Source organism: Kitasatospora sp. NPDC023176 (assembly GCF_055560495.1).
On record NZ_JBVHIP010000038.1, the window covers coordinates 65,441 to 85,215 of the forward strand.

Below are 19,775 nucleotides of genomic sequence, written 5' to 3' on the forward strand. Positions count from 1 at the left end.
CAGCTAAAGAATCGACAAAACGACCGGGACGAGGCGGTCCTCAGTCCCGCTCCCCGGGCAACCGCAGGTCCCACCCCACCAGGGCGCGCAGCTGCTCCGCCGTCACCCCGTCCGGCACCGGCCGGGGCGGTTCGTGGCGCAGCGGCGGCTGCCAGCCCTCCTCCTCGCTCCAGCGGCGGACCACCTTGGCCGGGGCTCCGGCGACCACGCTGTGGTCGGGCACCTCGCCGCGCACCACCGCGCCCGCCGCGACCACCACGTTGCGGCCGAGACGTGCCCCCGGCATGATCACCGCGCCGGTGCCGATCCAGCTGCCCGCGCCGATCTCCACCGGCTCGTTGCGCGGCCACTGCTTGCCGATCGGCAGTTCGGTGTCCCGGTACTCGTGTGCCTGGTCGCTGACGTACACGCCGGGGCCGGTCCACACGTCGTCGCCGATGACGATCGACTGGTGGCCGACGATGTGGCTGTCCCGGCCGATCACGCAGCCGCCGCCGATCCGCACGATCGGCTCCGGCCCGAGGTCGAGCCCGGGGAGGAAGCCCGCACTGATGGTGACCCGTTCGCCGATGATCGAGAACGGCCCGACGGTGATCCACCGTTCGTTGAACACCGCCCCGAGCGGAAAGGCCAGGGTCGTCCCGTCACCCAGCTCGCCGAACCGGTACGGGCCCGGGCTCTGGTTGGTGACCGCGCCGGTCCGCTGCACCCAGCGCCAGCCCCGGTGGACGAGGCGCCCGGCGGCCCGGCGGCCACCGGCCCGGACGGTGGAGAGGAGGGATCGGGTTATCGGCATGCGCTCACGTTACCGGCCCGTAGCGTCCGCCCGTCCGGCGGGAGGCCGACATCACACCGGGGCCCACCGGCCCCGTCCGCCCCAGCTCAGCGACCCCCGTCCACCGCGACGCACCGTCCCGTCCGGCCCGGCTCACCGACCCGTCCGCCCTGACTCGCCGGCGCTCGCGGCGCCGCCTCCGCGCCCGTCCGCACGGCCGTCCGAAAGCCGCCATCAGTGTCGGACCCCGGTGAAAGACTCCCGTCCCATGGAGATCTCCGAGCACATCGAGGCACTGCGCCACGAGGGCGCCCTGCTGGCCGACGCCGCCGCCCGCACCGACCTCACCGCCCCCGTCCCCACCTGCCCGGACTGGCGGCTGGGCGACCTGGTGCGACACATCGGCCACGTCCACCGCTGGGCCGCCGCCCACCCGGCGCAGGGCCTGCGAGCGCCCCTGGACGAGCCGGGCCGGCAGGCCGTCCTCGGCCCGGCCCCCTCGGACGCCGTGCTGCTCGACTGGTACCGCGAGGGCCACGCCGCCCTGCTGACCGTGCTCTCCGAGGCCCCCGCCGACCTCGAGTGCTGGACCTTCCTGCCCGCGCCCAGCCCGCTGGCCTTCTGGGCCCGGCGCCAGGCGCACGAGACCGCCGTCCACCGCTTCGACGCCGACGCGGCGGCCGGCTCGCCGGGCCCGGCCGTGGACCCGGCGCTCGCGCTGGACGGCATCGACGAGCTGCTGCGCGGCTTCATGCGCCGCGGCCGGGCGAAGGTGCACAGCGACAGCCCGCGCACCGTCCGGATCGGGGCGACCGACGGCCCGGGTTCCTGGCACCTGACGCTCTCCCGCGAGCCGCTCGCCGTCACCACGGAGGAGCACCCCGAATCCGCCGACCTGACCGTCACCGGCCCGGCCCGCGAGCTCTACCTGCTGCTGTGGAACCGGCTGACGGTCGAACAGGCGGAGCAGTCAGCACAGGCCGGGCAGGTCGGGCAGGCCGGGCAGGCCGGGCAGTCAGCACAGACCGGGCAGGCCGGGCAGTCAGCACAGACCGGCCAGGTCGAACTCAGTGGCGACCGGAGCCTGCTCGACCTCTGGCGGGACAACGCCGCGATCCGCTGACCCCGGCCCGCCCGCCGCCGCCCGGCCTGCCCTCCGGCACGGCCCGACCGACCGCGGGCCGGCTCAGCGCACCCAGGCGGCGGGCCGCTTCTCCAGGAACGCCCGCATCCCCTCCTGCGCCTCCGCCGACCCGAACAGCCGCGCCGACAGCTGCACCAGCTCGTCCGCGTCCCGCTGGAAGGACCGCACGACCTCGGCGTTGGCCAGTCGCTTCGACTCGGCCAGCCCCTGCGGCGAGCCCTGGCGCAGCGCGTCCAGCAGGCCCTTCAGCACCACTCCGGTGGACTCGGTGGACTCGGCCGCCTGGGTGATCAGGCCGATCCGGGCGGCCTCGGCGGCGTCGAAGACCTCACCGGTGAGGTAGTAGCGGGAGGCGGCGCGCGGCTCCAGCTTGGGGCGCAGCGGCAGCGAGATGACGGCGGGCGCGAGGCCGAGGCGGACCTCGGTGAAGGCGAAGGTCGCGGCCGGTCCGGCGACGGCGAGGTCCGCCGCGCCGATCAGGCCGAGGCCGCCGGCCCGGGCGTGCCCGTCGACCACGGCGATCACCGGCTTGGTGCAGTCCACGATCGCCTTCTGCAGCTCGACCAGGCCGCGCGGGCCCACCGTCGGGTCCGCGCCGGTCGCCTCGGAGAGGTCCGCGCCCGCGCAGAACACCTTGCCGGTGTGGGTGAGCACCACCGCGCGGACGTCCCGGTTCGCCGCGGCCACCGCCAGTCCGGCGTGCAGCTCGGACATCAGGCGGGAGGAGAGCGCGTTGCGGTTGTGCGGCGAGTCGAGGGTGAGCGTGGTGACGGCGTCGGCGGTGCTGACGCGGACGAGGGGCTCGGCGCTGGTCATCGGCGTGGGCCTGCCTTCCGGCTGAGGGTGGGTCGGACAGCGGGCGCGGCCCGGGGTGTTCGGACCGCGAGCGCGGCCCGGGGGTGGCCGGACGGCGCCCGGACGACTCTGGCACGCCCACCCGCCCCTCGGCCAGAGCCAACCGCCGCCCAGCGGACCGGAGCGTCCGGTGGCCGGACCGAAAACCGCTGGTGACGGCCGCCGCGCTCCCGGCAGCATGGCGCCATGACAACCGACTCCCCGGTCCTGCTGCTCGCCCCGAGGATCAACGACACCGGCCTCCGGCTGCGCACCGCCGCCGGTCTGCGCGGCCTGCGGGCGGTCACCGCCGCCTCCTGGCAGGCGCCGCGCGAACTGCTCGGCGCGCCGGTGCACGTGTACGGCGGGCCGCTGTTCGGCGACGCGGTCGGCCGGGAGCTGGGCCTCGCCCTGCTGGAGCCGGCCGAGGACTGGCTGGCCCGGCTGCCGCTCGCGCTGACCGGCCGACGGGTGTCCGCGACCACGCTGGCCGAGGCCCGTACGCTGCCCGGCCCGGCCTTCGTGAAGCCGCCGGCCGACAAGCTGTTCGCCGCCCGGGTCTATCCCGACGGCGGCACGCTGCCCGGGCCCGAGCTGCTGGACGGGGACACTCCGGTGCTGGTGAGCGAGGTGGTGCGGTTCCGCGTGGAGTACCGGCTGTTCGTGCTGGACGGCGTGGTGCGGGCCGGCTCGCGCTACGCGGTGGACGGCGACCTGTCCGTCGCGCCGCTCGGGCCGGACGGCTCCGAGGTGTCGGCCTTCGCCCGCGAGGTGTCGGCCGCCTCCGCCGAGCAGGCCCCGCTGCCGAGCGCGGTGGTGGTGGACGTCGGCCGGACGGACCACGGCTGGGCGGTGGTCGAGGCCAACGCGGCCTGGGCCAGCGGGGGTTACGCCGCCGAGCCGGACGACGTCCTGGACGTGGTGCTGCGCTCCTCCGGTCCGGCCGCCCGACTCCCGTCCGCCGACCGGCCGTTCCTGCGCGATCTGCCCGAAGTGGTCCGCTGACGGGGCGGGTTGCCCCTCCGGGGCCCGCTCCGACCGGGCGCCCTCGCTTGCGGCACCGACAGCGGATGGCGCACGATCATGCGCCATGACCACCACGCACCTCACCCACATCGCCGAGCCGCCCGGAGTCGCCCCCGGGACGGGCTACACCCACGTCGTGACCGGCAGCGGCCGACTGGTCCAGGTCTCCGGGCAGGTCGCCTTCGACGAGCACCGGAACCTGGTCGGCGAGGGCGACCCGAAGGCCCAGGCCCGTCAGGTCTTCGAGAACCTGCGCCGCTGCCTGGCCGCCGCCGGCGCCGACTTCTCCGACGTCGTCAAGTTCACCTTCTTCATGACGGACATCGCCCACCTCGCGGCGATCCGTGAGGCCCGCGACGAGTACCTGGCCGGCCTGCCGCTCCCGGCGGCCTCCGCGATGCAGGTCGCGGCGCTGTTCCGGCCGGACGTGCTGATCGAGATCGAGGCGATGGCGATCGTCCGCGAGTAGCGCTCCCCTCACGCCCGCCGGCTCACCGCGTCCCGCCGCCCGGGACCAGGCCCTCACGCCGCCCGGACCAGCGCGTCCCGCCGCCCGGCCCACCGGACGGCGGGGCCCATCGCCAGGCCCGCCGCCGCCAGCACCGCGCCCAGGACGGCCCACCCGACCAGCCCGTAGCCGATCACCGCCGTGCTGACCACCGCCGGGCCGGCCATCATCGCGGCCGCCGAGCCCGCGTTGAACACCCCCTGGTAGGCGCCGTGGTCGCGCTCGCCCGCGAGGTCGTAGCTCAGCGCCCAGGCGCCCGCCTGGCCCATCACCTCGGCGAGCGACTGCAGTGCGATTGCGGCGAGCGCGACGACGGCGGCGAGGATCCCGGGCAGCCCGTGAGCGAGGGCGATGACCAGGCAGGACGCGGCCAGCACCAGCCCGGCGCGCCGGAAGGCCCGGGCGGCGGCCGACCGTTCCCCGGTGCCCCGGGTGGCCCGCACCTGCAGGGTGATCACCATCAGGGTATTGACGATCAGGGTGCCGGCGACGGTGATCCGCGGCGCGTCGGTCTGCTGGACGATCCACAGCGGGACACCCACCTCCAGGACGGCGAACTGCAGTCCGAGGACGGAACACAGCGCGGTGACGGCCAGGAACGGGCCGTCACGCAGCGCCGGATTGCGCCGCCGGCCCTGCTTGGCGCCCTCGTCGCTGCCCTTGCCGCTGGCGCGCTCGTCCTTGGCGCCCTCGTCGCTGCCCTTGCCGCCGACGCCCTCGTCCTTGCCGCCCGTGCCGCCCTCGTCGCCGGGGTACGAGGGATTCGCCGTCCCGGGCCGGGCCGAGCTCGCGGCCGGTCCCGTCCCCAGCACGGCGGGCAGCCGGTACATCAGCAGCGCGACGGCCACATAGGAGACGGAGTCGGCCAGGATCGCCGTCAGGTAGACCGGCCGGGTGTCGAGTTGGAGCGCGATCGCGCCGAAGCCCGTCCCCACGCAGATGCCGATGTTGGTCACCACCCGCAGGTAGGCCCGCCCGGCCACCCGGCGGTCGGCGGGCAGCACCTCGGCGTAGAGCGCGTTCCGTACGGCGGCCGAGCCCCGGTCGACGGCGGAGACCGCGCAGGCCAGCGCGACGAAGGCCGGGTAGCTGTGCACCAGCGCGTACCCGGCGGTGCCCACGGCCTCCACCGAGACCAGCAGCACCAGGACCGGCCGGGCACCCCAGCGGTCGGCGGCCCGGCCGGCCGGCACGCTGGCGACGACCCCGCACAGCCCGGCGGCGGTCATCCCGAACCCCAGCTGGGCCGCGCTCAGGCCGAGCACCCGGGTGAAGAAGAGCACCGCGACGGACAGCGAGAGACCGTTGCCCACCGTGTTGACCAGGGTGATCCCGGCCAGCCGGCGGACCGTCGGGTCAGGGTGCAGCCGACGCTGGAGGGCCTCGGGCAGACGACCGGACCGGCCGGGCGCGGACATGGCGGAGGAGGGTGCGGAGGGCTCCGCCGGTGTGGTGGTCATGGCGTCGATTCCACCGCCGAACGGGCCGGGCCGGATACTCCTTTAGGCTCTGGCTAAAACCTCGCAGCAGGAACCGGACAGCCGGCGGGAGAACGCCCGTGCACCGCTTCACACTTCGCCTGGCCGACCTCGCCACCACCTGGTTCGCCTACTCCCCGATCCACGAAGCCGTGCTCAGCCTGCGGATGTGGAGCCACCCCGGCCACTACCGGCTGCAGAGCCGGGCCTTCGAGCAGCTCAGGCCCTCGTTCGAGCGGCTGGACTCCCGGCTGCTGCTCTCACTGGTCGCCCAGAACCGCTGGGTGCCGGACTTCCTGACGCCCCGGCCGTCCTCCCCCGCCCCCGAGTTCCGCACCGAGCTCGCCACCGTCCGCTCGCTGCCGCCCGAGCTGCTGCGCACCGAACTGGAGCAGACCTTCCTCCCGCACGGGCAGCCGCTGCCCGCCCTGCTCGAAGCCGAACTGGCAGACCCGGAACGGCTGTTGACCAGGATCTGCGACTCGCTGACCGAGTACTGGGAGGCATGCCTCGCACCCACCTGGTGGCCGCAGGCCCGCGCGGCACTGGAGGCCGATCTGGTGTACCGGGCCCGGGTGCTCGCCCAGTACGGCGCGGCGGCGCTGTTCACCGACCTCGACCACCGGCTGAACTGGACGGACGGCGTGCTGTCGATCAACCGGCACTGGACGGACGGAGACGTGGAGACCGCCGTGGACGGGCGCGGGCTGGTCCTCTGCCCGACCTTCTTCGTCCGGGGCGCGATCACCACGATCGACAACACCCGTGCCCCGCAAATCAGTTACCCGGCACGCGGGCAGGCCGGCCTGGCCGGCGGGGGCTCACCGGTGCCGCCGCGCGCCCTGGAGGCACTGGTCGGCGCGCCGAAGGCCCGGCTGCTCGCACTGCTCGCCGAGCCGGCCTCCACCACCGACCTCGCCTACCGCCTCGGCGTCACCCCGGGCGCGGTCAGCCAGCACCTGTCCGTCCTGGCGGCCACCGGCCTGGTCACCCGGGCCCGGCACGGCCGCTCGGTGCTGTACCGGCGCAGCGTGCTCGGGGACGAGCTGACGGGCGGCAGGTGACAGATGACGAATGACAGCTGACAGATGACAGAGTTCAGCGAACAGATTTCATCAGCTGTCCGTTGAAATCCGTCCGCACCCACCGACTCCCCACCGGCTCCCCGTCAACTCCTCCCCCAACTCGCCAGTGGTACAGACCTGTTGACGCATTGGTCCAGTCCTCCTACAGTGCCCATGCCCCGCCTCCCCACGGCGCGGGCACCGATCGCCCACGGATCACCCCCGGTTCTACGTCACCCTGTCCAACCCCCACAGCCACAGGGAGAACCATGTCCGCTCGATCCCGGGCGGGACGCCCGCGCGTGCGCAGCAGACTGCTGGCACTGCTCTCCGTCCTGCTCCTCCCCCTCGCCGCACTGACCGCGCTCGCCGCCCCCGCGAGCGCCGCCGGCAAGCTCACCGCCACCTTCACCACCGCCGACAACGGCTCCTGGTGGCAGGGCACGTACATCGTCCACAACGACAACGCGACCGCCGTCACCGGCTGGACCCTGGACTTCGACCTCCCGGCCGGCGTCACCATGGGCAGCAGCAACAACGGCACCGCGACCGTCAACGGCCGGCACGTCACCGCCACCGCCGCCTACTACAACGCGACCGTCAACGCCCACAGCACCACCGAGCCGTACAGCTTCTGGTTCGTCGGCACCGGCCCGGTCTCCACCCCGCTCAACTGCCGCATCAACGGCGACAAGTGCGACGGCACCCCCGACGTCCCGCCGTCCGCGCCGGGCACCCCCACCGTCACCGGGTCGACGGCGCACACCCTCGCCCTGAGCTGGCCGGCCGCCACCGGCGGGGACTTCCCGGTCGCCTCCTACGACGTGCTGAGCGGCAGCACCGTGCTCGCCTCCAGCCCCACCGCCAACGTCCTGGTCACCGGGCTCACCCCAGCCACCTCGTACACCCTGACCGTCCGGGCCAAGGACAGTCGCGGCAACCTCGGCCCGCTCAGCGCGCCCGTCACCGCCGCCACCTTCGACCCCTCCACCGACACCATCCCGCCCACGGCACCAACCAACCTCCGTGCCACGGCGGTCGGTTCCTCGGACGTGACGCTCGCCTGGGGCGCCGCCACCGACAACGTCCGGGTCGCCGCGTACGACGTCTACCAGGGCGCCAGCCTGGTGACGACGGTCGGCGGCGGCACCCTGACGGCGGCCGTCGGCAGTCTCTCGCCGTCCACCGCCTACACCTTCACGGTGAAGGCCCGCGACCCCGCCGACAACGCCTCGCCCGCCTCCGCCCCGCTCAACGTGACCACCGCGGACATCGTCGGCGCCGGGAAGTACGCCCGGGTCGGCTACTTCGTCCAGTGGGGCATCTACGGCCGCCAGTACTTCGTCAAGAACCTCGACACCTCGGGCAGCGCCGCCAAGCTCGACATCATCAACTACGCGTTCGAGAACATCGATCCGGTCAACCTGACCTGCCTCGCGGGCGTCACCAAGGGCACCAGCGGCAACCCGGAGGACCCGGACCAGGGCACCGGCGCCGGTGACGCCGACGCCGACTACGCCCGCCCGATGAGCGCCGACCAGTCGGTGGACGGCGTGGCCGACGACGGCTGGGGCAAACTCCGGGGCAACTTCAACCAGTTGAAGAAGCTCAAGGCCAAGTACCCGAACCTGAAGGTGGTCGTCTCGCTCGGCGGCTGGACGTACTCCAAGTACTTCTCCGACGTCGCCGCCACCGACGCCTCCCGGCAGAAGTTCGTCAAGTCCTGCGTGGACACCTGGATCAAGGGCAACCTGCCGGCCTACAACGGCGCCGGCGGGGACGGCACGGCGGCCGGGATCTTCGACGGCATCGACCTCGACTGGGAGTGGCCCGGCTCCGGCGACGGCCACCCGGGCAACCACTGGAGCACCGACGACAAGGCCAACCTGACCATGCTGGCGGCCGAATTCCGCAAGCAGCTCGACGCGTTGGGCGGCCCGCACAAGCTGCTCACCGCCTTCACCCCGGCCGATCCGGCGAAGGTCGCGGCCGGCTGGGACCTCAGCAAGGTCTTCAACTCGCTCGACATCGCCAACGTCCAGGGTTACGACTTCCACGGCTCGGGCAGCGACAACTCCTGGGAGCCCAACCGCACCGGCCAGGCGTCCAACCTCTACCCGGACCCGAACGACCCGTACACCTTCCACTTCAGCGTGGACACGGCCGTCCAGACCTACCTCGGCGCCGGGGTCAACCCGCGCAAGCTGACCATCGGCTTCCCGTTCTACGGGCGCGGCTGGCAGGGCGTGGCCGACGGCGGCGCCAACGGCGCCTGGCAGTCCGCGAACGGCGCGGCACCGGGCCAGTTCGCCGAGGAGGCCGGCACCCGCGGCTACCACGACCTCATCACCGGCGTGCCCGGCCTCACCGTCTACCACGACCCCAAGTCCGTTGCCACGTACGGCTACACGGGCGCCAACGGCCAGTGGTGGACCTTCGACGACGCCTGGTCGATCGCCCAGAAGACGGCCTATCTCAAGTCGAAGAACCTGCTCGGCGGGATGATCTGGGAGATGTCCGGCGACACCCCGTCCGGCGCCCTCATGACGGCCGTCGACACCGGGCTCAGGTAGCCCGGTCCAAACCCGCACCGAACCCACGCCCATACCCGCACCCGCGCCCGCACCCGCACCGGCCCCGGATCCCCACCAGGCCCGGATCCCCACCGGGCCGCATCCCCACCGGCCCCGACCGCGGACAGGGCCGGCGCCCCTCCCGAACCGGAGGAGCGCCGGCCCGTCCCGCCGCACGCCGGCCCGGCTCCGCTACCGCGAGGCCTTCGCGATCAGCTTGCGCGCCGCCGCGTTCTGCCGCAGCAGCTGGGCGAAGGTGGTGTGCCCCTGGGTGGTCCGGGCGAAGGCCCGCCACGCCGCCGGCACCGAGGTGACCGCCGCGTGGAACAGGTACGGCCGCCGCTCGAAGGCGCCGAGCAGCTGCTTGCCCGCGCGCATCTCCACGCCCAGCCCGGCCTTGATCGCGAACGCGTAGTTCAGCGCCTCACGCCGCACCGACACCGCGTCGCCCGCCTCCGCGACCCGCACCGCCCACTCGCCGGCCAGCCGGCCCGAGCGCAGCGCGTACGAGATGCCCTCGCGGGTCCACGGCTCCAGCAGCCCGGCCGCGTCCCCGGCGACCAGCACCCGGCCGCGGGCGAGCGGCGAGTCCTCGGCCCGGCAGCGGGTCAGGTGCCCGGACTCGACCCGCGGGGTGAAGCCGGACAGGCCCAACCGCCGGATGTAGTCGGCGAGGTACTGCTTGGTCCGCTCGCCGTCGCCGCGCGCCGAGATGACGCCCACGGTCAGGCTGCTGGTCTCGGTCTTCGGGAACACCCAGCCGTAACTGCCGGGCAGCGGGCCCCAGTCGAGGTGGATCCGGCCCGACCAGTCGGCGGCGACCTGCGGCGGCACCGGGATCTCCGCCTCCAGGCCGAGGTCGATCTGGTCGAAGGTGACGCCCACGTGCCGGGCGATCCGGCTGGCGCTGCCGTCCGCGCCGACCACCGCGCGGGCCTCGAAGGTGCGCCCGTCGGCGGCCGTCACGACGGCCGTCCGGTGCTCGCCGCCGCGCTGCTCGACCCCGGTGACGGCCACTCCGGTGACCAGCACCGCCCCGGCCTGCTTGGCCGACTGGACCAGGCGCAGGTCGAACTCGTCCCGGTTGACCAGCCCGAACAGCATCCGCTTGGACCGGCGGGTCCGGGTGTACCGGCCGTCGTAGGCGAAGGTCACGGCGGACACCCGGTCCTGCAGCGGCAGTTCGAAGTCCGGCGGAAGACTGTCCCGGGAGGGGCCGATGATGCCGCCGCCGCAGGTCTTGTAGCGGGGGTGCTCGGCCTTGTCGAGCAGCAGCACCCGGCGGCCCTGCGCGGCGGCGGCGTACGCGGCCGAGGCCCCGGCCGGTCCGGCGCCGACCACCACGACGTCCCAGACGCCGTCGGGCGGCTGCGGCGCCTCGTCGAGCGGGCTGTCGAGCGGGCTGTTGAGCGGGCTACGGGAATCAGGGCTTCCGGAGTCAGTCACGTCGAGTAATCCTATGCGTCCGGCCACCGCCCCGGGCGTCACACCACTCGCCGGCCCGGATACTCCCAGGAAGCTCCCGAACGGCTCCGCCTATGATCGGCGGTACCCCTACCGACCGCCTCCGCCCGCACCAACCCCCCGGGCGGACCGTCCCCACCGGAGCCCCGATGTCACAGCCCCTGGCCGACGCCGTCCGGTCCCTGATGGACCGTGCCCGCACCGACCTTGCCGAGCTGGTCGCCTTCCCGTCGGTCGCCGACCCGCGCCAGTTCCCGGTCGAGGAGTGCCAGAAGGCCGCGCAGTGGGTCGCCGAGGCGTTCGCCGCCGAGGGCCTGACCGGCATCCGGCTGCTGGACACCCCGGACGGCACCCAGTCCGTCTACGGCGAACTGCCCGGCCCGGAAGGCGCACCGACCGTCCTGCTCTACTCCCACTACGACGTCCAGCCCCCGCTGGACGAGGACGCCTGGCACAGCCCGGCCTTCGAGCTGACCGAGCGTGACGGCCGCTGGTACGGCCGCGGCGCCGCCGACTGCAAGGGCAACATCCTGATGCACCTGACCGCCCTGCGGGCGTTGCGCCAGGTGTACGGGGACGGCTACCCGGTCGGCCTGAAGATCATCGTGGAGGGCTCGGAGGAGCAGGGCACCGGTGGCCTGGAGCGCTACGCCGAGGCCCACCCCGAGCTGCTCGCCGCCGACGCCATCGTGATCGGCGACACCGGCAACTTCGCCCCCGGCCTGCCTACCGTGACGGCCTCGCTGCGCGGCATGACGGTGGTCGAGGCGTCGATCACGACGCTGGCCGGCAACCTGCACTCCGGTGCCTTCGGCGGCGCCGCCCCGGACGCGCTGCAGTCGCTGGTCAAGGTGCTCGCCTCGCTGCACGACGACAAGGGCGACGTCGCGATCGCCGGGCTGGCCTCCGACCAGACCTGGGAGGGCGTGCAGTACCCGGAGGAGCAGTTCCGCGCCGACGCCAAGGTGCTCGACGGCATCGCCCTGACCGGCACCGGCACCGTCGCCGACCGCCTCTGGGCCCGCCCGGCCGTCACCGTCCTGGGCATCGACGCCCCGCCGCTGATCGGCGCCACCTCCTCCGTCCAGGCCGCCGCCAAGGCGCTGATCAGCCTGCGCGTCCCGCCGGGCATGAGCTCGGACGCCGCCCAGGACGCCCTGGTCGCCCACCTGGAGGCGCAGGTCCCGCTCGGCGCCCACCTGACGGTCCAGCGCCAGGGCAACGGCTCGCCGTTCCGCGCCGACACCGACGGCCCGGCCTACGAGGCGATGGGCGAGGCGATGGCCGAGGCCTTCGGCACCCCGATGGTCGCGGCCGGCGAGGGCGGTTCGATCCCGCTCTGCAACACCCTGCGCTCGCTCTACCCGCAGGCCGAGATCGTGCTGATCGGCGTCGAGGAGCCGACCACCCAGATCCACGCCGTCAACGAGAGCGTCGACCCGCAGGAGCTGGAGAAGATGGCCCTCACCGAGGCGCTGTTCCTCCGCCGTTACGCCGAACTGCGCACCGCCTGACGGGAGTTCGGACCGGCCCCGGGCCGCCCGCCACGCCACCGGCGGGCGGCCGCGACCACCGCCGCATAGCCGACCGCACCCACCGCGAGCCCGGCCCCGGCACCGAAGCACACCTCCGGGACGAGGTTGCGCCGCAGCGGGCTCAGCCGGTGCAGCACCCCGGCCGCGGTCGCCGCGCCCAGCGCCGCGACGGCCACCCGCCGGGTCCGCGGCGCGAGCCGCACGGCCGGTCGCACCGGCTCGACGGCCCGCACCGCGCGCGCCGCCCAGCCGCCCAGCGCGGCCAGCGCGAGCGCCGAACTCCCGTACTGCAGCGCCTCGTAGACCGGGACACCGGCCACCTGCCGGTCCAGTACCGGCAGCAGCCGCACCCCCAGCCGGCCACCGTGGGTGAACGCGTCCCAGCCGACGTGGGTGGCCGCGCCGACCGCCGCCGAGGCCAGGAACCAGGCCGCGTCCGCGCCCCGGACACCCGAGCCCCGCCGGACCGTCAGTGCCTCCGCGCCGCCCGCCCAGCGCTCGGGCAACAGCCCCACCAGCGGCGCCCGCAGCAGCCCGTGCCACCCTGCCACCAGTGCGCCGGCGATCGCCACGTCCAGCGTCGGCACCGCCCACCAGGCGTGGGTCAGCCCGCCGTGCCCGTACACCCCGGGCAGCAGCGACTCGGCGAAGAACGGCACGTCGGGCGCCATCGACCCGGCCACCAACGCCGAGGCCACCAAGGGCCCGCGCTGCCCGGCGGCGCGCAGCAGGGGCAGGACGGCGGCGGGGTGGCTCAGCGTGAACGGCATGGCCCCATCCTGACGCCCGCACCGCCCGCTCGACCAACCGGGGGCCGGGACCCGCCCCGCTCCGGGCCCGCTCAGCCCCCCGCTCCGCTCCGGGCCCGCCCCGTCCCCCGCTCCGCTCCGGGCCCGCCCCGTCCCCCGCTCCGCTCCGGGCCCGCCCCGTCCCCCGCTCCGGGCCCTACACGGCCTCCGCCGTACTGGCCAGGCCGAGCGCCACCCGGCACCCCGCCTCCAGGTACCGCAGCTCCCCGCTGCGCCGGGCGTCCAGCGCGGCAGCGAGGCGCCGGTAGCGGCTCGGCGGCAGCAGGTCGGCCGCCTCCTCCAGCGTGACGAACCGGCAGCCGCGCAGTTCCTCCTGCTGCAGCAGGACGTTCTGCCGCCCGGCGTCGTCCAGCAGCCCGCCGTCGTACATCAGCCGGAGGCCGCCGCGGCGCGGGCCGGTGCGCGGTTCCCAGTCGACGGCGAGCAGGCGCAGCACGGTGGGGTCGAGCCGCAGTCCGAGTTCCTCGGCGGTCTCGCGCAGCGCGGCGTCGGTGGGGGCCTCGCCGCGTTCGACCACGCCGCCGGGGAAGTCCCAGTCGGGCTTGTAGACCGGGTCGACGAGCAGCACCCGGTCCTGCTCGTCGAAGAACAGCACCGCCGAGGCCACGGTGTCCCCGGTCGGCTCCTGGGCCTGGACGATCGGGCAGCGGGCGGCGCCGACCCGGACGAGCTCGGCGATCCGGTGCGCGGTCTCGCGCGGGGTGAGCCCGCTGCTGTCGATCATCCGGGCGTCGCCGACCAGCCAGCGGCGGGCGGCCCGGTAGCGGGGCAAGTGTTCGAGGCACCAGGTGCGGACCCGCTCGCTGCCCTCGGGATCGCCGGGGCATTCCTCGCGGTGCGCGATGCGGTCGCGCAGGATCGTTTCTTCTGGGTCCAGCACGAAGTGGTGCACCGTGATCCCGTGTGCGGCGAGGTCACCGAAGATCTCGTCCCGGTAGTCCTCTCTGAGCAGGGTCATCGGCACCACCAACGGCCCGCCGACCTCACCGAGCAGCGCGGCCGCCGTCTCCGGCACCAGCCGGCGCCAGGCCGCGAGGTCCTGGAAGTCGGACACCGTGGCCAGCCGGTCGGCCGGGAGCATCCGGCGCAGTCCGAAGCCCACCAGCTCGGGATCGAAGAGCACGCTCCCGGGCAGCAGTTCCACCAGCTCGCGGCAGGCACTCGTCTTGCCCGCCCCGAATGTGCCATTGACCCAGACGATCACAACGTCCCCTGCCCTCGACTTGCCCCGATGCCGTTCGCACCGGGCAGCGCCCCCGTCGGCCGAACCAGCGCCACCCGTGGTGGTACCCGCGGTACGCCGCTCCCCAAAACTGCTCGCCGCGCCCGCCCGCGCGCCCCGGCCCGCCCCTTGACAGCGGCATGTGCCCAGGCCACGGGCCCGGTACGGACACATGAGGATCGGCCGCCATCAAAGCTGCCCCCTACCGCCATCGCTTGCGCACAGGAAGTCGGACCGGCCGACTTCCCCCGCGCGCCCCACCCGTACGCCGCTCGCGCCGCTCCTGCGCCCTCTCGCTCTCCCGCCCGCCCCCGGACCACCGGTCCGCTTCCAGCCGCCCGCCCGCCCACCGCTTGCGCGGCCCGCGCCCCGCCGCGTACAGAGGAACGATGAAGCTGCTCCCCGCCGGCCGGGTCGTCGTCATCGGCTCGGTCAACACCGACCGCATCCTCCGCTGCCCCGTGCTCCCCGCGCCCGGCGAGACCGTCCTGGCCACCGGCACCAGCCGGGGGTTCGGCGGCAAGGGCGCCAACCAGGCGGTGGCGGCGGCCCGGATGGGGGCCGCCACGCACCTGGTCGCCGCGATCGGGCGCGACGCCGACGGCGAGGGGGCGCTCGCCGATCTGCGCGGCGCGGGAGTCGAGACGGGCGCCGTGCACGCGCACCCCGACGCGCCCACCGGCCAGGCCGTCGTCATGGTCGACCCCTCCGGCGAGAACAGCATCGTGGTGGTCCCCGGCGCCAACGCCCGGCTGACCCCGGACGAGGTCACCGCCGCCCTGGCCCGGCTCCACCTGCTCCCGGTCGACGTCGTGCTCACCAGCAACGAGGTCCCCGCCGAGTGCGTCCGGGCCGCCGCCGCGGCCCTGCCCAGCACGGGCGGGCGCGCCGGCACCCGCTGGCTGCACAACACCGCCCCGGCCGGCGACCTGCCCGACCCCGCCCCCGGCGGCCGCCGCCCGCTGGTGGTCGCCAACGCCGTCGAGGCCCGCCAGCTCACCGGCGCCGCGACCGCCGTCGAGGCCGCCCACGCGCTCGCCCGGTACGGCGAGGGGACCGTGGTCACCCTCGGCGGGGAGGGCGCACTGGTCGCCAGCGACGGGGCGCTCACCCGGCTGCCCGCGCCCGCCGTCCGGGTGGTCGACACCACCGGCGCCGGCGACGTCTTCTGCGGAGCGCTCGCCGCCGGCCTCGCCCGCCTCGCCGACCTGCCCGCCGCAGCCGCCACCGCCGTGGCCGCCGGGGCCTTCGCCGTCACCGCGCTCGGCGCCCGCGGCGCGCTCCCCCGCCCGACCGACCTCTGACCGCATCACCCCTGACCGGACGTCGGGGGCGCGCGTGGGGGCGCCCGGACCGACAGGCCCGGGCGCCCCGCACGAGTGCGCTACGGCCGTCCCATGTACGCCGGGTAGTACCCGCTGCTGATCCCCGAGATCCGGATCAGCGTCCCCGGCCGCGCGGCCTCCACGTACTGGTTGTTGCCCAGGTAGATCGCCACGTGCTGGATGCCCCGCGCGGTGCCGTCGGGCGACCAGAACAGCAGGTCACCGCGGCGCAGCTGGCTCGCCTTGATCGGCGTGGTGGCCGCGTACTGGTCGTTGGCGACCCTCGGCAGGCTGATGCCGCCGCGCCGGAAGGACTGCTGCACCAGACCCGAGCAGTCGTACCCGTCCGGCCCGTTGCCCGCGGTCCGGAACGGCTTGCCCAGCTGGGCGAGCGCGTACTCCACCGCGGTCTCGACATCCCGGTCCTCGGCCACCTGGGAGCCGCCGGAGGAACCGGAGGACCCGGACGAGCCGGACGAGGAGCCGCCGGTCCGCTGCAGGTAGATGTCGTAGTGGGAGGTCCAGCGCCACTCCCCCTTGCTGTTCTTGAACCAGTACCGCGAGCCGTCCCAGCCCTGCTTGATCCCGCCGTTCGAGGACTTCGACGAGGACGAGGAGGAGGACGACGACTTCGCCGTGGACTTCGCCCCGCCGGTCCGCGCCAGGTACACGCTGTAGTGCGTGGTCCAGCGCCACTGCCCCTGGCTGTTCTTGAACCAGTACCGCGAGCCGTCCCACCCGGCGTGCGCCGGCGCCCGCTCGGCCACGGCGGGGCTCACGCCGGTGCCGAGGCCGATGGTCCCCGCCCCGACCGCGATCACGGCCGCCATGCCTATCCCCCGGCGGATCCGCGCGGCCCGCGAGGGACGGGCGGGGGTGGCGGAACGGGCGGCGGTGGCGGGGGCGTGCTGCCCGGTCGGTTCGTCGGCGGCATCCGGCGCGCCGGTGTTGACGGTGGTCATCCTGCTGACTTCCTTCACTGCTGCGAACGCACTGCGGCGTACGGCCGCCGAACGGACGACTGCGGAAACTGCTGCGGACACGCGGTACGCCCCGACAGGGCCGGTACGTACGCTCGGCAGATCCCCGGTCCGACGTGCCGCGGCCTCCGGTCCTGCGACCGGGAGCCGCGGCACGTCACCCAGGATTCAGTTCTGCCTGCGTGTCACGTTAGGCACGCGTCCCGTCACGGCGCGCAGTGGAGTGCGCCAAAGGAAGGTTTCCGCAGGACGGCCGCCGACGGCGCATCAGGGTGAACGGCCGTCACCGCCCGGCGTGTCCGACGCCCCCTCATCAGCGCCCTTCGGCCTCCGTCAGCAGCTGCTTCTTCAGCACCTTTCCCAGCGCGTTCCTGGGCAGTTCGGGCACCAGGACGACCCGGCGCGGCCGCTTGTGCACCGAGAGCCGCTCCGCCACGAAGGCCGTCAGCTGTTCCCCCGTCACGGCGCCGTCCGGAACGACGTAGGCGACGATCGCCTGTCCGAGGTCCTCGTCCGGCGCGCCGACCACCGCCGCGTCGGCGACCGCCGGGTGGTCGCGCAGCGCGGCCTCCACCTCACCGGCGCCGATCCGGTAGCCGCCGCTCTTGATCAGGTCCACCGAGGCGCGGCCGACGATCCGGTGGAAGCCGTCCGCCCCGATCACCGCGACGTCCCCGGTGCGGAACCAGCCGTCCGCCGTCCAGGCCTCGGCATCGGCGTCCGGCCGGTTGAGGTAGCCGCTGAACAGGGTCGGGCCGCAGACCTGCAGCTCACCGACGCTCTCCCCGTCGTACGGGACCGACTCGCCGTCCTCGCCGACCAGCCGGGTGCGCACCCCTTCCACCGGCAGCCCGACGCTGCCGGGCCGCCGCTCGCCGTCGGCCCGGGTGCTGACGGTGATCAGCGACTCGGTCATCCCGTAGCGCTCGATCGGGGCGTGCCCGGTGAGCGCCGCCAGCCGCTCGAACACCGGCACCGGCAGCGGCGCGCTGCCGGAGACCAGCAGTCGGGCGGAGGCCAGCCGCCCGGCGGCCTCCTGGTCGGCCGCCAGCCGGGACCACACGGTGGGCACGCCGAAGTAGAGGCTGCCGCCCGCCGCCGCGTAACCCTCCGGGGTGGGCCGTCCGGTGTGCACCAGCCGGCTGCCGGTGCGCAGGGCGCCGAGCACACCGAGCAGCAGCCCGTGCACGTGGAACAGCGGCAGACCGTGGACGAGGGTGTCCTCGGCGGTCCACTGCCAGGCGGCGGCGAGGGCGTCCAGGTCGGCGGCGATCGCCGCCCGCCGGATCACCGCGCCCTTGGGCGCGCCGGTGGTGCCCGAGGTGTAGAGCACGAAGCCGGTCGCCTCGGCGGCCGGTTCGGCGTATCCGGTCGCCGAGCGCTCGGCGGGGTCGACGGGCAGGGCCGCCACCGACGCGCCGGCGGGCGCGGCCTCCCCGGCGGCGTGCGCCAGCAGCGCCGCACCCGAGTCGCGCAGGATGTGCTCGCGCTCCTTGGGGCCCGAGTCGGGCGGCAGCGGCACCACCGGGACGCCCGCCAGCAGCCCGCCGACCACGGCCACCACCGTCTCCACGGTGGGCCGGGCGAGCACCGCGAGCGCGGGGGCCCCGGCCACCCGGTCGGCCACCGCGGTCGCCGCGCCCAGCAGCTCCTCCCGGGAGAGCGCCCGGCCGTCGATCCGCAGCGCGTCCGCCGCGTCGCCGTGGCCACCCTGAAGTGCCGTCAGCAGTGCCATGCTTCCGTCCTCGCCCTCGTCCTCGCCCCGATCGCACCACGGGCTCCCGCGCCCGGGCACCGTCGGGCCGACTCTACGGGCCGGCGCCCCGCTCCCCGCGGCCCGGGGCACAACGGCGGAGGGCGTGGCACCGAGCACCCGGCACCACGCCCTCCAGTCCTACCCGTGGGATCAGCCCTTGCGGGCCTTCACCTCGGTGGTGAGCTGCGGCAGCACCTGGAAGAGGTCGCCGACCACGCCGTAGTCGACCAGCTCGAAGATCGGGGCCTCGGGGTCCTTGTTGACGGCCACGATGGTCTTCGAGGTCTGCATGCCGGCCCGGTGCTGGATGGCGCCGGAGATGCCCGCCGCGATGTAGAGCTGCGGGGAGACCTGCTTGCCGGTCTGGCCGACCTGCGAGCTGTGCGGGTACCAGCCGGCGTCGACGGCGGCACGCGAGGCACCGACCGCCGCGCCCAGCGCGTCGGCGAGCTCCTCGACCACGCCGAAGCCCTCGGCCGCACCGACACCGCGACCGCCGGAGACCACGATGGCGGCCTCGGTCAGTTCAGGGCGGCCGGTCGAGACGCGCGGGGTGCGCGAGGTGACCTTGGCGGCGTTGCCGGTGAACTCCACCGACACGTTCTCCACGGCGCCGGCGGCCGCGGCGGCCTCCGGGGCGACGGCGTTCGGCTTGACGGTGATGACCGGCGCGCCCTTGGTGACCTTGGACTTCACCTGGAAGGACGCGGCGAACACCGACTGGGTGGCGACCGGACCGCCGTCGCCGGCCTCCAGGTCGACGGCGTCGGTGATGATGCCGGAGCCGAGGCGCAGCGCGACGCGGGCGGCGACCTCCTTGCCCTCGCCGGAGGACGTCACCAGGACGGCGGCCGCGTCGTTGGCCTTGGCGATCTGGGCCAGGGCGTCCACCTTGGGGACGACCAGCTGGTCGGCGAACTCGGCGCCGTCCGCGACGTACACCTTGGCGGCGCCGAACTCGGCGACCTTGGCGGCGATGTCGGCGGCCGCGGCACCGGCGCCCAGGACGACGGCGGACGGCTCACCGATGCGGCGGGCCAGGGTCAGCAGTTCGAGGGCCGGCTTGCGGACGACGCCCTCGGCGTGGTCCACCAGAACCAGGATCTCAGCCATGATTCGTTGCTCCTGATCGATCGTTGGATGCGCTGACGGGCGGGGCTCAGATGAACTTCTGGTCGGCGAGGAACGCGGCGAGCTGCTTGCCGCCCTCGCCCTCGTCCTTGACGACCGTGCCCGCGGTCCGCGCCGGACGCGCCGACACCGCGTCGACCGCCGTCCACGA

General features: G+C 74.7%; 16 protein-coding genes and 1 pseudogene. 7 read left to right on the top strand and 10 right to left on the bottom strand.

Translation table 11 applies throughout. From position 1 onward, the window contains the following. Window positions 1-40: 40 nt before the first annotated feature. On the bottom strand, window positions 41-796 hold the full coding sequence (locus tag ACZ3YL_RS35275) for an acyltransferase (protein ID WP_188305415.1): 756 nt from the start codon (window positions 794-796) through the stop codon (window positions 41-43). A 247-nt stretch (window positions 797-1,043) separates the two neighbouring features. On the opposite strand from ACZ3YL_RS35275, the gene ACZ3YL_RS35280 reads away from it, so the two are divergent. Further along, window positions 1,044-1,898, top strand: a complete 855-nt coding sequence (locus ACZ3YL_RS35280) for a maleylpyruvate isomerase family mycothiol-dependent enzyme (protein WP_465661458.1) — start codon at window positions 1,044-1,046, stop codon at window positions 1,896-1,898. Window positions 1,899-1,961: 63 nt separating this feature from the next. On the opposite strand, the gene ACZ3YL_RS35285 is transcribed toward ACZ3YL_RS35280, so the two are convergent. After that, window positions 1,962-2,735 carry an enoyl-CoA hydratase family protein gene (locus ACZ3YL_RS35285; protein WP_188305417.1) on the bottom strand — a complete coding sequence of 258 codons (774 nt, stop codon included), beginning with the start codon at window positions 2,733-2,735 and terminating at the stop codon, window positions 1,962-1,964. 225 nt (window positions 2,736-2,960) lie between these two features. On the opposite strand from ACZ3YL_RS35285, the gene ACZ3YL_RS35290 reads away from it, so the two are divergent. Together ACZ3YL_RS35290 and ACZ3YL_RS35295 are read left to right on the top strand one after the other, a co-directional pair. Next, entirely contained in the window at window positions 2,961-3,758 is a 798-nt protein-coding gene (locus tag ACZ3YL_RS35290) for an ATP-grasp domain-containing protein (RefSeq protein WP_465661460.1), read from the top strand. An 85-nt stretch (window positions 3,759-3,843) separates the two neighbouring features. Continuing rightward, the gene (locus ACZ3YL_RS35295) at window positions 3,844-4,248 is read left to right on the top strand and encodes a RidA family protein (protein WP_188305419.1); all 405 of its coding nucleotides are present in this window, start codon (window positions 3,844-3,846) and stop codon (window positions 4,246-4,248) included. Between the two features lie 53 nt (window positions 4,249-4,301). On the opposite strand, the gene ACZ3YL_RS35300 is transcribed toward ACZ3YL_RS35295, so the two are convergent. Continuing rightward, window positions 4,302-5,747: an MFS transporter gene (locus ACZ3YL_RS35300; protein ID WP_465661463.1), complete on the bottom strand. Its 1,446-nt coding sequence runs from the start codon at window positions 5,745-5,747 to the stop codon at window positions 4,302-4,304. Window positions 5,748-5,845: 98 nt separating this feature from the next. On the opposite strand from ACZ3YL_RS35300, the gene ACZ3YL_RS35305 reads away from it, so the two are divergent. Both ACZ3YL_RS35305 and ACZ3YL_RS35310 read left to right on the top strand, forming a co-directional pair. Then, a complete protein-coding gene (locus tag ACZ3YL_RS35305; protein ID WP_465661465.1) occupies window positions 5,846-6,829 on the top strand; it encodes an ArsR/SmtB family transcription factor in 984 nt (327 codons plus the stop codon). Window positions 6,830-7,098: 269 nt separating this feature from the next. Then, window positions 7,099-9,402 (top strand): glycosyl hydrolase family 18 protein, encoded by a 2,304-nt coding sequence (locus ACZ3YL_RS35310; RefSeq protein WP_465661467.1) that lies wholly within the window; start codon window positions 7,099-7,101, stop codon window positions 9,400-9,402. A gap of 192 nt (window positions 9,403-9,594) precedes the next feature. Here the strand turns inward: ACZ3YL_RS35310 and ACZ3YL_RS35315 are convergent, their stop codons facing one another. Further along, window positions 9,595-10,848: a geranylgeranyl reductase family protein gene (locus ACZ3YL_RS35315; RefSeq protein ID WP_465661469.1), complete on the bottom strand. Its 1,254-nt coding sequence runs from the start codon at window positions 10,846-10,848 to the stop codon at window positions 9,595-9,597. A 167-nt stretch (window positions 10,849-11,015) separates the two neighbouring features. Between ACZ3YL_RS35315 and ACZ3YL_RS35320 the strand changes: the two genes are divergently transcribed. Then, window positions 11,016-12,380 carry a dipeptidase gene (locus ACZ3YL_RS35320; RefSeq protein WP_188305423.1) on the top strand — a complete coding sequence of 455 codons (1,365 nt, stop codon included), beginning with the start codon at window positions 11,016-11,018 and terminating at the stop codon, window positions 12,378-12,380. Here ACZ3YL_RS35320 and ACZ3YL_RS35325 read toward each other — a convergent pair. Both ACZ3YL_RS35325 and ACZ3YL_RS35330 read right to left on the bottom strand, forming a co-directional pair. Then, window positions 12,356-13,171 carry a DUF4184 family protein gene (locus ACZ3YL_RS35325; protein WP_465661471.1) on the bottom strand — a complete coding sequence of 272 codons (816 nt, stop codon included), beginning with the start codon at window positions 13,169-13,171 and terminating at the stop codon, window positions 12,356-12,358. The two genes, ACZ3YL_RS35320 and ACZ3YL_RS35325, sit on opposite strands and share 25 nt — an antisense overlap. 175 nt (window positions 13,172-13,346) lie before the next feature. Further along, on the bottom strand, window positions 13,347-14,414 hold the full coding sequence (locus ACZ3YL_RS35330) for an NUDIX hydrolase (RefSeq protein WP_465661473.1): 1,068 nt from the start codon (window positions 14,412-14,414) through the stop codon (window positions 13,347-13,349). Between the two features lie 407 nt (window positions 14,415-14,821). Here ACZ3YL_RS35330 and ACZ3YL_RS35335 point away from each other — a divergent pair, with 407 nt between their 5' ends. After that, the gene (locus ACZ3YL_RS35335) at window positions 14,822-15,736 is read left to right on the top strand and encodes a PfkB family carbohydrate kinase (protein ID WP_465661475.1); all 915 of its coding nucleotides are present in this window, start codon (window positions 14,822-14,824) and stop codon (window positions 15,734-15,736) included. Between the two features lie 80 nt (window positions 15,737-15,816). Here ACZ3YL_RS35335 and ACZ3YL_RS35340 read toward each other — a convergent pair whose 3' ends face one another. The 4 genes and pseudogenes from ACZ3YL_RS35340 to ACZ3YL_RS35355 form a co-directional block, all read right to left on the bottom strand. Continuing rightward, the gene (locus ACZ3YL_RS35340; RefSeq protein ID WP_465661477.1) at window positions 15,817-16,719 is read right to left on the bottom strand and encodes a C40 family peptidase; all 903 of its coding nucleotides are present in this window, start codon (window positions 16,717-16,719) and stop codon (window positions 15,817-15,819) included. Between the two features lie 331 nt (window positions 16,720-17,050). After that, window positions 17,051-18,472 (bottom strand): acyl-CoA synthetase, encoded by a 1,422-nt coding sequence (locus ACZ3YL_RS35345; protein WP_465661479.1) that lies wholly within the window; start codon window positions 18,470-18,472, stop codon window positions 17,051-17,053. Window positions 18,473-18,643: 171 nt separating this feature from the next. Beyond that, window positions 18,644-19,606 carry an electron transfer flavoprotein subunit alpha/FixB family protein gene (locus ACZ3YL_RS35350; RefSeq protein ID WP_465661481.1) on the bottom strand — a complete coding sequence of 321 codons (963 nt, stop codon included), beginning with the start codon at window positions 19,604-19,606 and terminating at the stop codon, window positions 18,644-18,646. A 46-nt stretch (window positions 19,607-19,652) separates the two neighbouring features. Beyond that, window positions 19,653-19,775, bottom strand: a pseudogene (locus tag ACZ3YL_RS35355) (electron transfer flavoprotein subunit beta); the annotation flags it as partial.

Coding starts and splice junctions, on each gene's coding strand:
- ACZ3YL_RS35275 (WP_188305415.1), bottom strand. CDS start 796: ATGCCGATAACCCGATCCCTCCTCTCCACCGTCCGGGCCGGTGGCCGC.
- ACZ3YL_RS35280 (WP_465661458.1), top strand. CDS start 1,044: ATGGAGATCTCCGAGCACATCGAGGCACTGCGCCACGAGGGCGCCCTG.
- ACZ3YL_RS35285 (WP_188305417.1), bottom strand. CDS start 2,735: ATGACCAGCGCCGAGCCCCTCGTCCGCGTCAGCACCGCCGACGCCGTC.
- ACZ3YL_RS35290 (WP_465661460.1), top strand. CDS start 2,961: ATGACAACCGACTCCCCGGTCCTGCTGCTCGCCCCGAGGATCAACGAC.
- ACZ3YL_RS35295 (WP_188305419.1), top strand. CDS start 3,844: ATGACCACCACGCACCTCACCCACATCGCCGAGCCGCCCGGAGTCGCC.
- ACZ3YL_RS35300 (WP_465661463.1), bottom strand. CDS start 5,747: ATGACCACCACACCGGCGGAGCCCTCCGCACCCTCCTCCGCCATGTCC.
- ACZ3YL_RS35310 (WP_465661467.1), top strand. CDS start 7,099: ATGTCCGCTCGATCCCGGGCGGGACGCCCGCGCGTGCGCAGCAGACTG.
- ACZ3YL_RS35320 (WP_188305423.1), top strand. CDS start 11,016: ATGTCACAGCCCCTGGCCGACGCCGTCCGGTCCCTGATGGACCGTGCC.
- ACZ3YL_RS35325 (WP_465661471.1), bottom strand. CDS start 13,171: ATGCCGTTCACGCTGAGCCACCCCGCCGCCGTCCTGCCCCTGCTGCGC.
- ACZ3YL_RS35335 (WP_465661475.1), top strand. CDS start 14,822: ATGAAGCTGCTCCCCGCCGGCCGGGTCGTCGTCATCGGCTCGGTCAAC.
- ACZ3YL_RS35340 (WP_465661477.1), bottom strand. CDS start 16,719: ATGACCACCGTCAACACCGGCGCGCCGGATGCCGCCGACGAACCGACC.
- ACZ3YL_RS35345 (WP_465661479.1), bottom strand. CDS start 18,472: ATGGCACTGCTGACGGCACTTCAGGGTGGCCACGGCGACGCGGCGGAC.
- ACZ3YL_RS35350 (WP_465661481.1), bottom strand. CDS start 19,606: ATGGCTGAGATCCTGGTTCTGGTGGACCACGCCGAGGGCGTCGTCCGC.